The following is a 14,765-nucleotide window of genomic DNA, read 5'->3' as shown; positions in this document are numbered from 1 at the left end:
TTCGGCTTTGGGGGGCGACGCTGATGTGATCAGCGCATCACGCTCAGAAAGGCAAGTTCATGTCTTTCAGGTCTTTGCGTGTCTCCACCAAGACCAGCGGACCCTCGTTCACGACCACGGCGGGTGGACGCTCGCGCGGCACATGCACAGGCTTGGGTTCGGCGGCGATGGCCGCTTGCACCGCTGCGATCTTGTCGGCGTCGGAGTTGACCCAGACCAGACCGGAGGTTTGCGCGATGTCTTGCAGGCTTTCCAGCGGCAAGGTGTAGCTGGCCACTTTGGGCAGACCGCGTGAAGGCTGGGGGGCAGCGCTCGGTGCAGCGGCAGACACTTGCGTGATCACTGGGGCGGGCACCACTGCTGCAGGAACCACTGCAGCGACAGGGGCCGCAGGCGCTGCTTCGGGCGTGACCACAGCTGGGGTTTCGGCAGCAGCCGTGGCCTGCTGTGGGGCGGTTTCGGCGGCGGCTTGCTGTGCACGCTCGAAGTAAGAGCGCTGTGCGGGGCGTTCTTGTTCGGTCACCTCAGTCGCGGGGGCGGCATCGTTGATGGCGTTGTCGCTGGCGTTTTCGCTGCCGTTGTCTTGGCGGGCTTCGCCAGCGCGTTCGCGGCGGTCGCGGCCATAACGGTCGCGTGAGCGGCGTTCACGGCGCTCGCCGTTGTTCTCGGTCTGCGCGGCGTTGTCTGCGGGCGCTTCCTGGCCTTCGATGGCCACGGCGTTGTCAGCCGTGTTCAACTCGCCTGGGGCTTTGTCGTTGTTGCGGCGTTCGCCGCGTTCACGGCGGCCTTCGCCGCGTTCACGGCGACCTTCGCCACGTGGTGCGCGCTCGGTGCGCACTTCGGTGCCATCGGCGGCCAACTCGGCTGGGGCCTCGTTGCGGTTGTTGTCACCGCGTTCGCGGCGACCTTCGCGGGGCTGGCGCTCGCCAGCCGAGCGCTCTGTGCGCTCGCCACGTGCGGGGCGGCCTTCGCCATCACGCACTTCGTTGCGGCCTTCACCACGGCGACCACCTTCACGGGGTGCGCGGGCTTCGCCTTCGGGGCGCTCAGTGCGATCGCCACGGCGGCCATCACGGCGACCGTCACGGCGGCCATCGCGGCCACCTTCACGGCGCTCACCATTGCGCTCGCCGTTGCGGCCTTCGCGGGTTTTTTCGTCTTTCTTGTCGGCCACGGCGGGCTTGGCGGCTTCGGTGCTGCCACCGAACAAGCGCTTGAGCCAGCCAAAGAAACCGCCGCTGGCAGCGGCAGCTTTCACGGGCGCTGCCGCTTTGACTGGTTTGGCGGCCACAGGCGCTTCCACCTTGACCGGCGCCACTGGCGCGGGGGCGTCAGGCAACACGCCTTTGATGACCGGCGTTTGCTTGTTGGTGGGCTCTTGTGAACGGCGGGTCACGGTGGTGGCGTCTTCGACGATCTCGGCCATCTTGTAGCTGGCTTCAATGCGGTCCAAGCGCGGGTCGTCGTGCTTCAAGCGCTCGAGCTTGTAGTGCGGGGTTTCCAGCGACTTGTTGGGCACCAGCAGCACGCTGATGCGTTGCTGCAATTCGATTTTGGCGATCTCGGGGCGCTTTTCATTGAGCAAGAAGGCAGCCACTTCGACGGGCACTTGGGCGTGCACGGCGGCGGTGTTGTCCTTCATGGACTCTTCCTGGATGATGCGCAAAATTTGCAGTGCCGAGCTTTCGGTGTCACGGATGTGGCCAGCGCCGCCGCAACGTGGGCAGGGGATGGACGCCCCCTCGCTCAATGCAGGCTTCAAGCGCTGGCGGCTCATTTCCATGAGGCCGAACTTGCTGATGGTGCCGAACTGCACGCGGGCGCGGTCTTGGCGCAGCGCGTCGCGCAAGCGGTTTTCCACTTCGCGGCGGTTCTTGCTCTCTTCCATGTCGATGAAGTCGATCACGATCAGGCCGCCCAGATCGCGCAGGCGCATCTGGCGGGCCACTTCGTCGGCGGCTTCCAAATTGGTGCGGGTGGCAGTTTCTTCGATGTCGCCGCCCTTGATGGCGCGGGCCGAGTTCACGTCCACCGACACCAAGGCTTCGGTGTGGTCGATCACAATGGCGCCGCCCGAAGGCAGTTGCACGGTGCGTGCATAGGCCGATTCGATCTGGTGCTCGATTTGGAAGCGGCTGAACAGCGGTGCGTCATCGCGGTAGCGCTTCACGCGGGGCGCGAATTCGGGCATCACGTGGCTCATGAACTGCTGAGCTTGTTCGTAGATGTCGTCGGTGTCGATCAGGATGTCGCCGATGTCGTTGTTGAAGTAATCGCGGATGGCGCGGATCACCAAGCTCGACTCTTGATAAATCAGGAAAGCGCCTTTGCCTTGTGCAGCGCCGTCGATGGCGCTCCACAGTTTGAGCAGGTAGTTCAGATCCCACTGCAGCTCGGGCGCGGAGCGGCCGATGCCAGCGGTGCGGGCGATGATGGACATGCCCTTGGGGTATTCCAGCTGGTCCATCGCTTCTTTGAGCTCGGCGCGGTCATCGCCCTCGATGCGGCGGCTGACGCCACCGCCACGGGGGTTGTTGGGCATGAGCACCACGTAGCGACCGGCCAGCGAGATGAAGGTGGTCAGGGCTGCGCCCTTGTTGCCACGTTCTTCTTTTTCGACCTGAACCATCAGTTCCTGGCCTTCGCGGATCACATCGTTGATGCGGGCCTGGCTGACGGAGACGCCTTCGGCAAAGTATTGGCGAGAGATTTCCTTGAAGGGCAAGAAGCCATGGCGGTCTTCGCCGTAGTCCACAAAGCAAGCTTCCAGCGAAGGCTCTACGCGGGTCACGACCGCTTTGTAGATGTTGCCCTTGCGCTGTTCGCGGCCTTCGATTTCGATTTCGTAGTCGAGGAGTTTTTGTCCGTCGACGATGGCCAAGCGGCGTTCTTCAGCCTGCGTAGCGTTGATCAGCATCCGTTTCATGATGCATTCCTTCTTTAATCAGTGTCGCGCGGGTGGTGCAGTACTTTGAAGCACGCACACGAGCGATTTACAACCGACCCTCTAGGGGTCCACGTTGCCAAAGCTGACGCTCGAAACGAAGGGAATTGCCGATGGTGACCGCCATTCAGCTGCGCGTGAGCACAGGAATGGGGATCGTGGCGCGTGGATGGGGCGAGTGGAAAGTTGTGCAGAGATTCGTCCACTGCCGGGGGCTTCCCCCGGTGTCCAAGACAAACTGCCCGGCACGCGGCGTGACGACAGAGCTTGGCTTTGTGAGCCACTCCATCCACATCAGCAAAGTTCCGAACAACACAAACATCTCGCTTTGATCCGTTCAGCAGCCTTCTGAGGCTGCTGAACTTGGGGTATTCCGTATCTGGGTTTCTGAGCGTCGGCCCAACCTCCGGGGCGATTGGCCACTGTCGGCGTTGGCCTTCAGTCTGCAAATCGTGCCGGTGGTGGCATCGACCTTCTGGTTTGGCGCGGTGGTGGTGGACTAAACTCCTGTCCTCAGGAATTCATTTCCATTTGAATCAACCACTTACAGCCAATTGCCAGTGAATCACATTATAGGGGCCGAATCTGCTGCGGCGACGCCCGCCGTCAAATGGTTGTTGGTGGACGAGGAATCTGCCGGTCAGCGTTTGGACAACTTTTTGATGCGCCACCTCAAAGGGGTGCCCAAAACCCATGTGTACCGGATCATCCGAAGCGGCGAGGTCCGCATCAACAAGGGCCGCGCCAGTGCGGAAACCCGGGTGGAAAACGGCGACGAAGTGCGCCTGCCGCCGGTGCGCATTTCCGACAAAGTGGCCGAAAAGGCGGCCAAGCCGGCCCCGGGACGAGAATTCCCCGTCCTTTTAGAAGACGATAGCCTCTTGGCGATCGATAAACCTGCCGGGGTCGCGGTGCATGGTGGCTCGGGCGTGAGCTTTGGTGTGATCGAGCAATTGCGCCAGGCCCGCCCGCAAGCCAAATTGCTGGAGCTGGTTCACCGGCTGGACCGTGACACCAGCGGCATTTTGCTGGTGGCCAAAAAGCGCAGCGCTCTGAAAAACCTGCAGGACCAGTTCCGAGAACGCGAAACCGGCAAGACCTACTTGGCGCTGGTTAAAGGCGAATGGCCCGCCAAACTCAAGGTGATTGACCAACCGCTGCACAAGTTTTTGTTGCCCGATGGCGAGCGGCGCGTCAAAGTGACCACCCCGGAGGATCCGGACGGCATGCGCTCGATCACGCTGGTGAAGGTGTCGCGGCGCCTGGCCGGTGCCACGTTGCTGGAGGTGACCATCAAAACCGGGCGCACCCACCAGATCCGGGTGCACCTGGCCAGCAATGGCCATCCGATTGCTGGTGACGACAAATACGGCGACTTTGAATGGAACAAGGCGCTGCCCAAGCAGGGCCTCAAGCGGATGTTTCTGCATGCCTGGCGTTTGCAGTTCAACCACCCCGTCTCGGCCGAGCGTGTGGCCTTGCAAGCCGATTTGCCCCCTGAACTGAAAGCCTACGTTGACCATGTCCAGCTCAAGACCCCGTCAGTTTGATTTGATCGCCTTCGACTGGGATGGCACCCTGTTCGACTCCACGGCCATCATCACGCGTTGCATCCAGCGGGCCGTGGTCGATGTGGGCGGGCAAGAGCCCTCCCGTGAAGCGGCTTCTTATGTGATCGGCATGGCGCTCATGCCTGCGCTGGCCCATGCTGCACCGGACGTACCTCAAGACAAATACCCCCAGCTGGGTGAGCGTTACCGGCACCATTACATGGCGCACCAAAACGACATCAGTCTTTTTGACGGTGTCTTGCCCTTGCTCCATGCCTTGAAGGCGCGGCACCATTGGGTCACGGTGGCCACAGGCAAGAGCCGTCAGGGCTTGAACGAAGCCTTGCGCGACGTGGCCCTGCGCGATGTGTTCGATGGCTCACGCACCGCCGATGAAACCGCGGGCAAACCCAGTCCCTTGATGCTGCACGAGTTGATGCGTGAATTTGGCGTGGAGCCCGAGCGGACATTGATGATCGGTGACACCACGCACGATCTGCAGATGGCCTTGAACGCCGGTTGTGCCAGCGTCGGTGTGAGTTATGGCGCGCACGAACCCGAGGCATTCCATGTCTTAAAGCCACGCCATGTGGCCCACAGCGTGCAAGACCTGCACGACTGGTTGTTGCAACACGCTTGAAGCGGGGGTGTTCATGGACGCGACGATCCCTTTGTGCAACAGCGCTGACCTGGTCAACGGTGGGCGGGCGGTGCCTTTTGACATCGTCTATGCAGGACAAACTTGCCGTGCATTTGCCATCCGTTACCAAGGTGGTGTGTACGCCTACCTGAACCGTTGCACCCATGTGGCGATGGAGATGGACTACCAACCCGATCGATTTTTTGACAACACGGGCCGTTGGTTGATGTGCGCCACGCACGGGGCCACTTACCAGCCCGACACAGGGGCCTGCTCGGGCGGGCCTTGCCGTGGAGGCTTGGTGAAAATCGAGTTGTCAGAGCGCGATGGCGTGGTTCACTGGCATACTGCCTACAACTTGAAACCTGTTGAATTTTGACCATGCAAGACCCTCGCGAACCCCAGTTCACCACGACCTCGGCCGATGCAGCGCCTGCGGTTGACCGCAGTTGGGAGCGCCGCACCTTGGAGGAGCTGGCCTTTGCCACTTTGCATGAGCAAAAAACGGCGCGCCGCTGGAAAACCGCTTTGCGCTTGGCCTGGTTGTTCTTGATCGCCCTGATCGCTTGGCAAGCTTTCAGCTACAACTCGCCCTCGACCAGCCCCAGCATGCCGCACACGGCCATGGTGGCCATCAAAGGCGAGATCGGTGGGGAAGGCGAGGGCAGCGCGGAAAACGTCATGGCTGCCATGCGCAGTGCGCTGGAAGATTCGGGCTCGCAAGCCTTGGTGTTGTTGATCAACTCGCCTGGGGGCAGCCCTGTTCAAGCTGGTTTGATCAACGACGAAATCCGCCGCCTCAAAGCGCTGCACAAAAAACCGATTTACGCGGTGGTGGAAGAGTCCTGCGCATCGGCTGCTTATTACATTGCGGCAGCTGCCGACCAAATCTTTGTCGACAAGGCCAGCATCGTGGGCAGCATTGGCGTTTTGATGGACGGCTTTGGGTTCACCGGATTGATGGACAAATTGGGTGTGGAACGCCGCCTGATGACGGCTGGCGCTAACAAGGGTTTTCTGGACCCGTTCAGCCCGCAAACCGAAGCCCAGCGCAAGCACGCACAGGCCATGCTCGATCAGATCCATTCCCAGTTCATCCAGGTGGTCCGTCAGGGGCGGGGTGACCGCCTGAAAGAAACGCCTGAGATGTTCAGCGGCTTGTTCTGGAGCGGTCAACAAGCCGTGGACATGGGTTTGGCCGACGCTTTGGGCAGCTTGGATGGCGTGGCCCGTGATGTGGTCAAAGCACCGGACGTGATCGATTACTCGCGTCACGAAAACGTGGCTGAGCGCTTGGCCAAGCGCTTTGGTGCCGCGATGGGCGAGGGCGCTGTCCACGCCTTGCGCATGGGTTCGGCACTGCGCTGACCCTTCAGGGCCCGATGGCGTAAACCGCGGGCGTGTGACCATCAGGGCCTTGCAGGCCCTTTTTCCATTGCGCGACGGTGTGACTCTGGATGCGCGCTGAAGGCAAGGTCAGGCCGCTGGCGATGGCCAAGCGCGTGCCGCCTTGCAAACTTTGCAACAAGCCGCTGAGCATGGCGGCGTTGCGGTAAGGCGTTTCAATCCATAGCTGGGTCTGGCCGGTTTTGTGGGCCAGCGATTCGAGCTGTTTGAGCCGCGCGGCCCGCTCGCCGGCGTCTTGTGGCAAGTAGCCCACAAAAGCAAAGTTCTGGCCATTCAGGCCGCTGGCAGCCAAGGCCAGAAGCAATGACACGGGGCCCACCAACGGGATCACACGCAAGCCCAGATCGTGCGCGGCCCGCACCACCGAGCTGCCCGGGTCGGCCACAGCGGGCATGCCCGCTTCGCTGATCAGTCCGATGTTGTGGCCCTTCAAAGCGGCGGCCAGCAAGGGTTTGCCATCAAAGCCCGATTGGTGGTCGCCTTTTTTGTGCACGTGGCGCGGCAGTTCAGTGATCTGTTGCTCGGCCAGCGGTGCCGCCAACGGGTGTGATGCGTTCACGCGCTTGAGGAAAGCCCGTGTACTTTTGGCGTTCTCGCACACCCAGTGCTGCAAGCTGGCCGCAACGGCCAGGGTGCTGTCGGGCAGGACATCGCTCACTGGGGCTTGTTCGGCGCAGCCAAAGTCCAGTGGGGTGGGCACCAAAAAGAGGCGACCTGGGGTTGGCGTGGCGTTCACAGCAGTTTCACTCCAGCTTGGCGCAGCAGACGTGCGGTGCGGATCAAGGGCAGGCCAATGAGTGCGGTGGGGTCGTCGTTGTCGATGGATTCGAGCAAGGCAATGCCCAAGCCTTCGCTTTTGGCACTGCCAGCGCAGTCATAGGGCTTCTCGGCTTGCAAATAGGCCTCGATTTCATCATCGCTCAGGTCGCGAAAGACCACACGCACAGCGGCCAGATCGACCGCTTCAAAACCGGTGGCCAGACACACCACGGCCAAAGCGGTTTGAAACACCACGGTTTGGCCGCGCATCTGGCGCAGCTGTCGCACGGCACGGGCGTGCTCGCCTGGTTTGCCCAAAGGCTGGCCCGCCAGATCGGCCACTTGGTCAGAGCCAATCACCACCGCATCGGGGTGTTTGGCGGCCACAGCTTTGGCTTTGGCCAAGGCCAGACGCAAAGCCAGATCGCGCGGCGATTCGCCAGCAGCGGGTGTTTCGTCCACATCAGGGGCGGCCACCGAGAAGGGAATGCGCAGGCGTTCCATCAATTCGCGGCGGTAACGCGAGGTCGAACCCAGCACCACCGGGCGCTGGTCGCCGGACAACAAAACAGGAGGGGTTGCGGAAATGCTCATGGGGGGATTCTCTTACACTGCAGGCATGGAAAAAAAGTTGGACCCCTCGCATTTGGATGTCGTGGCCTTTGCCCGCGATGGCGCAAACCTCCAAGGGCAGTCGCCCTTGGGCACTTTGCCGCGTTTGCTCGACGAGCAGTTTGCCGGTGACTTGCAAGCGGGCCAAGTGCTCTGGCGCTTGATGGGGCGTTTGGTGCCCCAGTCGGGCGGTGCCGATCAGATTTGGCTCGATTTGCAGGCCTCGGTGGATTTGCCCATGCAGTGCCAGCGTTGCTTGACGCCGGTACTAGAGACGGTCGAGGCCGAACGCTCCTTCCGGTTTGTGGCCGATGAAACCACGGCCGCGGCGCTGGACGATGAGGCCGAAGAGGACATTTTGGTGATCAGCCGAGATTTTGATGCCCTGGCCTTGATCGAGGACGAGTTGATTTTGTCTTTGCCCTTGGTGCCTTTGCACGAGGTCTGCCCCAAAGTCATGCCCATGTCGGCGGTGGACCCGGAGTTTGAATCCGAGTCGGCCAAACCGAACCCCTTTGGGGTTTTGGCCGGACTGAAAACGGGCAAGTCTTGATCTTTTGCTCGGGTCTGTTCAGCGGCTCTGGCTTAGGCTATAATCGATGGCTTCGCTCAGTTCTTTGCTGGGTGACCACTCTCATCAACCAGAAGCTGCGTTGTATTTGCGCGGCCTCCAAGCTTCCAAGGAGCCATCATGGCTGTTCAGCAAAACAAAAAATCGCCCTCCAAGCGCGGTATGCACCGTTCGCACAATGCACTGAACGTGCCTGGCATCGCTGTGGAACCCACCACCGGCGAAACCCACCTGCGTCACCACGTCAGCCCCAACGGTTTCTACCGTGGCCGTCAGGTGCTGAAAAACAAATCCGAAGCCTGATCGGCGTCAGCCCTCAGCCTCCAGAGGCCCGGCGCTACTTTTAAAGTAGCATCGGGCTTTTGTTTTTGTGGTCTTTGATTTGTTTATTTCTGTTTTGAGCTCAAGGATGCCATGACCTCGCCTACCCCGATCACTGTGGCAGTCGATTGCATGGGCGGTGACCACGGTCCGCGCGTCACGCTGGCTGCATGCCGACGCTTCCTGTTGACACATCCCGATGCCCATTTGCTTTTGGTGGGGCGTCCGGAGGCCTTGAGTGCTTTGTCGGATCCTCGCGCCCATGTGGTGCCCGCCACCGAAGTGGTGGAGATGGACGATCCGCTGGAAATTGCACTGCGCAAGAAAAAAGACTCCTCCATGCGCATCGCCATCGAGCAGGTGCGCGATGGCAAGGCGGGTGCTGCCGTCTCGGCAGGCAACACGGGCGCTTTGATGGCCATTGCCCGTTATGTGCTCAAGACCATGGACGGCATTGACCGCCCAGCCATTGCAGGCCAAATGCCCAACTTCAAAGGTGGCGGGACCACCATGCTCGACCTGGGGGCCAATGTGGACTGCACACCAGAGCACTTGCTGCAGTTTGCGGTGATGGGTTCGGCCTTGGTTTCCGTCCTGCAGGACAAGCAAAACCCCACGGTGGGTTTGCTCAACATCGGTGAAGAAGCCATTAAGGGCAATGAAATCATCAAAAAAACTGGCGAATTGTTGCGATCTGCAGGCAATGCGGGTGATTTGAACTTCCACGGGAACGTGGAAGGCAACGATATTTTCAAAGGCACGGTCGACATCGTCATCTGTGACGGCTTTGTCGGTAATGTGGCCCTGAAGGCCAGCGAAGGCTTGGCCACCATGATCGGTGGCTTCCTTAAAACTGAGTTTTCTCGCAATATCTTCACGAAGATTGCAGCCATTTTGGCTTATCCAGTCTTATCTGCATTTAAAAATCGTGTTGATCATCGCCGTTACAACGGTGCGGCTTTGCTGGGCTTGCGCGGGCTGGTGTTCAAGAGCCACGGCTCGGCCGACGAGATTGCTTTTGAGACAGCCTTGAACCGGGCTTATGATGCAGCCCGAAACCAATTGCTGGATCGCGTTCGTGAACGCATCGCGCATGCCGCCCCCTTGTTGATGGGGGCGCAAGCCGATCGGGCAGAAGCAGCGGTCACCACACCATGAGAATTTATTCCCGCATCTTGGGCACGGGCAGTTACCTGCCCGAAAAACGCCTGACCAACGCCGACCTGGCTGCCGAGTTGGCGCAGCAAGGTGTTGAAACCTCTGACGATTGGATCGTGGAGCGCACGGGCATCCGTGCCCGCCACTTCGCTGCCGATGCCCAAGGAAGCAGCGATCTGGCAACCGAAGCTGCGCGCAGGGCTTTGACCGCCGCAGGCATTTCTGCCGACGAGCTTGACCTGATCATTGTGGCCACATCCACGCCAGACATGGTGTTCCCCTCGGTGGCGACCATGGTCCAGCACAAACTGGGCACCGCAGGCTGTCCTGCATTTGACGTGCAAGCGGTGTGCAGTGGCTTCATTTACGCACTGACGATTGCCGATTCGATGATCCAGTCGGGTTCGGCCAAGCGCGCCTTGGTGATTGGCGCGGAGGTGTTCAGCCGCATCCTCGACTTCAAGGACCGCACCACCTGCGTGTTGTTTGGTGACGGCGCAGGCGCGGTCATTTTGGAAGCTTCCGACAAGCCGGGCATTTTGGCCACTGATTTGCATGCCGATGGCAAGCACAAGGACATCCTGTGCGTGCCCGGTCACGTCAACCGGGGCAGCATTTTGGGTGACCCCGTCCTCAAGATGGACGGCCAGGCCGTTTTCAAGCTGGCGGTGGGCGTGCTCGAAGAAACCGCCCGTGCCAGTCTGGCCAAAGCCAACCTGACCGATGCCGACATTGATTGGCTGATCCCTCACCAGGCCAACATCCGCATCATGCAAAGCACCGCCAAAAAGCTCAAGCTGAGCACCGACAAGGTGGTGGTGACGGTCGATCAGCACGGCAACACCTCGGCCGCTTCGATCCCGCTGGCGCTGGACACCGCCGTGCGCGATGGCCGCATCCAGCGCGGTCAGACCCTCATGCTCGAAGGCGTGGGTGGCGGCTTCACTTGGGGCTCGGTGCTCCTGCGTTATTGATTTGACAGGCTCGGGTCAGCGATGCTCGGCACGCTCACCCGGATTCTTTACAGATACCCAATTTGCACATGACAACATTTGCTTTTGTTTTTCCCGGCCAGGGCTCGCAATCTGTGGGCATGCTGGACGCTTGGGGTGATCATCCCGTGGTGCTCGAAACCCTGAAAGAAGCCTCGGACGCACTGGGCGAAGACGTGGCCAAATTGATCCATGAAGGTCCCAAAGAAGCGCTGGCCATGACCACCAACACCCAGCCCGTGATGTTGGTGTCGGCCGTTGCTGCTTACCGTGCCTGGCTGGCCGAGGGCGGCGCCAAGCCTTCCGTGGTGGCGGGTCACTCCTTGGGTGAATACAGCGCCTTGGTGGCTTCCGGTGTGTTGACTTTGACGCAAGCCGCTCCCCTGGTGCGCCTGCGCGCTGCCGCCATGCAAGAAGCCGTGCCCGTGGGCGTGGGCGCGATGGCCGCGATTTTGGGCCTGGCTTCCGACAAAGTCATTGAGGGCTGTAAACAAGCCCAAGCCACATTTGCCGCAGACAGCGTTGAAGTCGTGGAAGCCGTGAATTTCAACGATGCAGCGCAAACCGTGATCGCGGGCAGCAAGGCTGCAGTCGATAAAGCCTGCGAAGTGCTCAAAAGCATGGGCGCCAAGCGTGCACTGCTCTTGCCCGTGTCGGCACCTTTCCATTCGAGCCTGATGAAGCCGGCAGCCGAAAAGCTGCGTGAGAAGCTCGCCACACTGACTTTGGGTGTGCCCCAGATTCCGGTGCTCAACAACATCGATGTGGCCATCGAATCCGATGCCGACCGCATCCGCGACGCGCTGTACCGTCAGGCTTTTGGCCCCGTTCGCTGGGTCGAGTGCGTGCAGGCCATCAAGGCCCGTGGCGTGAGCACCCTGGTCGAATGCGGCCCCGGCAAGGTGCTGGCGGGCATGACCAAGCGGATCGATGCTGAATTGAATGGCGTGGCCTTGTACGACCCCGCCACCCTGTCTGAAATCAAAGGATTGCTGGCATGAGCGAAGCCCAAAAACAAATTGCACTGGTCACCGGTGCATCGCGCGGCATTGGGGCATCTATTGCCTTGCATCTGGCGCAACAAGGTTTTGTGGTCATTGGCACCGCCACCAGCGATGACGGTGCTGCCAAGATCAGCCAGGCCCTGTCGGCCTTCCCCGGCAGTCGCGGTGCGAACTTGAATGTCAATGACGCGGCCGCTGGCGAAGCCCTGATCGATGCCATCGTCAAAGAGCACGGCGGCCTGCAAGTGCTGGTCAACAACGCGGGCATCACCCGCGACACCTTGGCCATGCGCATGAAAGACGATGATTGGGATGCGGTGCTCGACACCAACCTCAAGGCAGTCTTTCGCATGAGCCGCGCGGTGATCCGTCCCATGATGAAGCAGCGCTATGGCCGCATCATCAGCATCACCAGCGTGGTGGGCGCCTCCGGCAACCCCGGCCAGGCCAACTACGCCGCTGCCAAGGCCGGTGTGGCGGGCATGACCCGTGCGCTGGCACGCGAGTTGGGCAGTCGCAACATCACCGTGAACTGCGTGGCCCCTGGTTTCATTGAGACCGACATGACCGCGAGCTTGCCCGAAGAACAACAAAAAGCCTTGCTGGGCCAGATTCCTCTGGGCCATTTGGGCAAGCCTGAAGACATCGCCCACGCGGTCGCGTACCTGGCCGGAACGCACGCGGGCTATGTCACAGGTCAAGAATTGCATGTCAATGGTGGCATGTTCATGGCCTGATTTTCTGGAAACCCCTTCCAGACAGGTAAAATCTTCATTTTTCACAACCCTCAGAGGGACCCCATGAGCGATATCGAAGCACGTGTCAAGAAAATCATTGCTGAACAACTCGGCGTTGAAGAGTCACAAGTCACCAACGAAAAAGCCTTTGTGGCCGATCTGGGTGCCGACTCCTTGGACACAGTGGAACTGGTGATGGCACTCGAAGACGAGTTTGGCATCGAGATTCCTGACGAAGACGCAGAAAAAATCACCACGGTGCAAGCTGCGATCGACTACGCCCAAAGCAAGAAGGCCTGATCGACGATGACCCGGCGCCGCGTTGTTGTCACGGGTTTGGGATGCATCAGCCCCGTGGGCAACACGGTCGCCGATGCATGGTCCAGCCTCATTGCCGGTCAGTCCGGCATTGCCCCGATCACACGTTTTGATGCTTCAGCCATAGCTTGCAAGTTTGCGGGTGAAGTCAAGAACTTTGATCTTGAGTCCTACATTTCGAGCAAAGAAGCTCGGACGATGGACCGTTTTATCCACTTCGGCATTGCTGCAGCAACACAGGCGATCCAAGACGCCGGTCTGCTGACAGGCGAAGCCCTGACGGAAGACGAGGCCTGCCGCATTGGTGTGGTGATTGGTTCGGGCATCGGCGGCTTGCCGCTGATCGAAGACACCCACACCGAATACACAGCGCGCGGCGCGCGTCGAATTTCTCCATTTTTCGTGCCAGCCTCGATCATCAACATGATTTCAGGTCATGTCTCGATGCGCAGTGGTTTCAAAGGCCCCAATTTGGCCGTTGTGACCGCATGCACCACAGGCTTGCACAGCATTGGCGAAGCCGGTCGTTTGATCGAATACGGCGACGCGGATGTGATGATTGCGGGTGGCTCCGAAGCTTGCGTTTCGCCCTTAGGTGTCGGTGGTTTTGCCGCCATGCGGGCCTTGTCGACACGCAATGACGACCCCACAGCGGCTTCACGTCCTTGGGACAAAGACCGAGATGGTTTTGTCTTGGGCGAAGGTGCTGGCGTGATGGTGCTCGAAGAGTACGAACACGCCAAAGCACGCGGCGCCAAAATTTATGCCGAGCTGGGTGGTTATGGCATGAGCGCTGACGCCGGTCACATGACCGCGCCGAGCATGGACGGCCCACGCCGCGCCATGATCAATGCGATGCGCAACGCCGGCGTCAATGCCGACCAGATCGATTACCTCAACGCTCACGGCACCTCCACGCCGCTGGGTGACATCAACGAAACCAATGCCATCAAGGCGGCTTTGGGCGATCATGCGTACAAAACCGTGGTCAGCTCAACCAAGTCCATGACCGGTCACCTTTTGGGTGGTGCAGGCGGTATTGAGAGCGTGTTCACCGTGTTGGCTTTGCACCATCAAAAAGTGCCACCAACGATCAACCTGCTCAACCCCGATCCCGAGTGCGATCTGGACTACTGCGCCAACACGGCGCGCGACATGAAAATCGACGTGGCCCTGAAAAACAACTTCGGCTTCGGCGGTACCAACGGCTCTCTGGTGTTCAAACGCATCTGACGAGTCCAAGTCAAGGTTCGCGCCATGCACAACGCCCCGCCTGTGGTTTACCCGGTGGGGCGTTTTGTTTGGGGAGCGCGCTTGAGCTGGCTTTTGGCAGTGCTGTCCGCAGTCGCTTTGTTGGCTTGGCGAGAGCTCAGCCAGAACAAGGGCTTTTTAGAGATCATGGCGCTGATGTGTTGGCTCATCTCGGTGACCACTGCCATGGTCTTGGCGAAACGCGATTTTCTTTCTGAAGGTCAACTGCTCTGGGATGGTCAGGGCTGGCATTGGCAAGATCTTCAGCGCCATGAACACCCCGTTCATGTGCACGTGTTGCTGGACACGGGGCACAGCCTCTTTGTGGTTTGCCAAGGTTTAAATGCCCCTGTTAGAGCCCCCCTTCGCCGACAGTTTGCTTTGCTCCATCGCGCCACCATGCCCTTGTCTTGGCATGGTTTTCGTTGCGCTGTATATTCGCGCCCCATGGGCGATGCAAGACCTGAGCTCAGGCGCGCTTCGCCGCTGAAAATATGAGTC

The 14,765-nt window shown here is 60.2% G+C and carries 16 protein-coding genes; 13 read left to right on the top strand and 3 right to left on the bottom strand.

Annotated features, from left to right (window positions below):
- Positions 1 to 43: 43 nt before the first annotated feature.
- Positions 44 to 2,926 carry an Rne/Rng family ribonuclease gene (locus QLQ16_RS10210; RefSeq protein WP_283224590.1) on the bottom strand — a complete coding sequence of 961 codons (2,883 nt, stop codon included), beginning with the start codon at positions 2,924 to 2,926 and terminating at the stop codon, positions 44 to 46.
- A 578-nt stretch (positions 2,927 to 3,504) separates the two neighbouring features.
- On the opposite strand from QLQ16_RS10210, the gene QLQ16_RS10205 reads away from it, so the two are divergent.
- Genes QLQ16_RS10205 through QLQ16_RS10190 form a run of 4 tightly spaced genes read left to right on the top strand, consistent with a single transcriptional unit; the run spans position 3,505 to position 6,502 of the window.
- Positions 3,505 to 4,494 (top strand): RluA family pseudouridine synthase, encoded by a 990-nt coding sequence (locus tag QLQ16_RS10205; protein WP_283224589.1) that lies wholly within the window; start codon positions 3,505 to 3,507, stop codon positions 4,492 to 4,494.
- Positions 4,466 to 5,134 carry an HAD family hydrolase gene (locus QLQ16_RS10200; RefSeq protein WP_283224588.1) on the top strand — a complete coding sequence of 223 codons (669 nt, stop codon included), beginning with the start codon at positions 4,466 to 4,468 and terminating at the stop codon, positions 5,132 to 5,134. Before QLQ16_RS10205 ends, QLQ16_RS10200 begins: the two co-directional genes overlap by 29 nt.
- Before the next feature lie 13 nt (positions 5,135 to 5,147).
- Positions 5,148 to 5,513: a Rieske (2Fe-2S) protein gene (locus tag QLQ16_RS10195; RefSeq protein ID WP_283224587.1), complete on the top strand. Its 366-nt coding sequence runs from the start codon at positions 5,148 to 5,150 to the stop codon at positions 5,511 to 5,513.
- Between the two features lie 2 nt (positions 5,514 to 5,515).
- On the top strand, positions 5,516 to 6,502 hold the full coding sequence (locus QLQ16_RS10190) for a S49 family peptidase (protein ID WP_283224586.1): 987 nt from the start codon (positions 5,516 to 5,518) through the stop codon (positions 6,500 to 6,502).
- Positions 6,503 to 6,506: 4 nt separating this feature from the next.
- On the opposite strand, the gene QLQ16_RS10185 is transcribed toward QLQ16_RS10190, so the two are convergent.
- Together QLQ16_RS10185 and QLQ16_RS10180 are read right to left on the bottom strand one after the other, a co-directional pair.
- On the bottom strand, positions 6,507 to 7,277 hold the full coding sequence (locus QLQ16_RS10185) for an SAM-dependent methyltransferase (RefSeq protein ID WP_283224585.1): 771 nt from the start codon (positions 7,275 to 7,277) through the stop codon (positions 6,507 to 6,509).
- Positions 7,274 to 7,894: a Maf family nucleotide pyrophosphatase gene (locus QLQ16_RS10180; RefSeq protein ID WP_283224584.1), complete on the bottom strand. Its 621-nt coding sequence runs from the start codon at positions 7,892 to 7,894 to the stop codon at positions 7,274 to 7,276. Before QLQ16_RS10180 ends, QLQ16_RS10185 begins: the two co-directional genes overlap by 4 nt.
- Positions 7,895 to 7,919: 25 nt before the next feature.
- Between QLQ16_RS10180 and QLQ16_RS10175 the strand changes: the two genes are divergently transcribed.
- From QLQ16_RS10175 to QLQ16_RS10135, 9 genes are all read left to right on the top strand, one after another.
- The gene (locus QLQ16_RS10175) at positions 7,920 to 8,465 is read left to right on the top strand and encodes a YceD family protein (RefSeq protein ID WP_283224583.1); all 546 of its coding nucleotides are present in this window, start codon (positions 7,920 to 7,922) and stop codon (positions 8,463 to 8,465) included.
- 138 nt (positions 8,466 to 8,603) lie between these two features.
- Positions 8,604 to 8,786 carry a 50S ribosomal protein L32 gene (gene rpmF, locus QLQ16_RS10170; protein WP_283224582.1) on the top strand — a complete coding sequence of 61 codons (183 nt, stop codon included), beginning with the start codon at positions 8,604 to 8,606 and terminating at the stop codon, positions 8,784 to 8,786.
- Between the two features lie 111 nt (positions 8,787 to 8,897).
- Entirely contained in the window at positions 8,898 to 9,962 is a 1,065-nt protein-coding gene (gene plsX / locus QLQ16_RS10165) for a phosphate acyltransferase PlsX (RefSeq protein WP_283224581.1), read from the top strand.
- Positions 9,959 to 10,936 carry a beta-ketoacyl-ACP synthase III gene (locus QLQ16_RS10160; protein ID WP_283224580.1) on the top strand — a complete coding sequence of 326 codons (978 nt, stop codon included), beginning with the start codon at positions 9,959 to 9,961 and terminating at the stop codon, positions 10,934 to 10,936. The genes plsX and QLQ16_RS10160 overlap by 4 nt, the downstream gene beginning before the upstream one ends.
- A 68-nt stretch (positions 10,937 to 11,004) precedes the next feature.
- Positions 11,005 to 11,955, top strand: a complete 951-nt coding sequence (gene fabD / locus QLQ16_RS10155) for an ACP S-malonyltransferase (protein ID WP_283224579.1) — start codon at positions 11,005 to 11,007, stop codon at positions 11,953 to 11,955.
- The gene (gene fabG, locus QLQ16_RS10150) at positions 11,952 to 12,695 is read left to right on the top strand and encodes a 3-oxoacyl-ACP reductase FabG (protein ID WP_283224578.1); all 744 of its coding nucleotides are present in this window, start codon (positions 11,952 to 11,954) and stop codon (positions 12,693 to 12,695) included. Before fabD ends, fabG begins: the two co-directional genes overlap by 4 nt.
- Before the next feature lie 63 nt (positions 12,696 to 12,758).
- Positions 12,759 to 12,995, top strand: a complete 237-nt coding sequence (gene acpP, locus QLQ16_RS10145) for an acyl carrier protein (protein ID WP_019427049.1) — start codon at positions 12,759 to 12,761, stop codon at positions 12,993 to 12,995.
- 6 nt (positions 12,996 to 13,001) lie between these two features.
- Positions 13,002 to 14,246, top strand: a complete 1,245-nt coding sequence (gene fabF, locus QLQ16_RS10140; RefSeq protein WP_283224577.1) for a beta-ketoacyl-ACP synthase II — start codon at positions 13,002 to 13,004, stop codon at positions 14,244 to 14,246.
- 81 nt (positions 14,247 to 14,327) lie between these two features.
- Positions 14,328 to 14,762 carry a hypothetical protein gene (locus tag QLQ16_RS10135; RefSeq protein ID WP_283224576.1) on the top strand — a complete coding sequence of 145 codons (435 nt, stop codon included), beginning with the start codon at positions 14,328 to 14,330 and terminating at the stop codon, positions 14,760 to 14,762.
- Positions 14,763 to 14,765 lie beyond the last annotated feature (3 nt).

It is taken from the genome of Limnohabitans lacus (assembly GCF_030053395.1).
In the GTDB taxonomy this organism is placed as follows: Bacteria; Pseudomonadota; Gammaproteobacteria; order Burkholderiales; family Burkholderiaceae_C; genus Limnohabitans_A; species Limnohabitans_A lacus.
The sequence above is the reverse complement of the archived record's forward strand: the minus strand, read 5'-3'. Positions and strand labels throughout refer to the sequence as shown.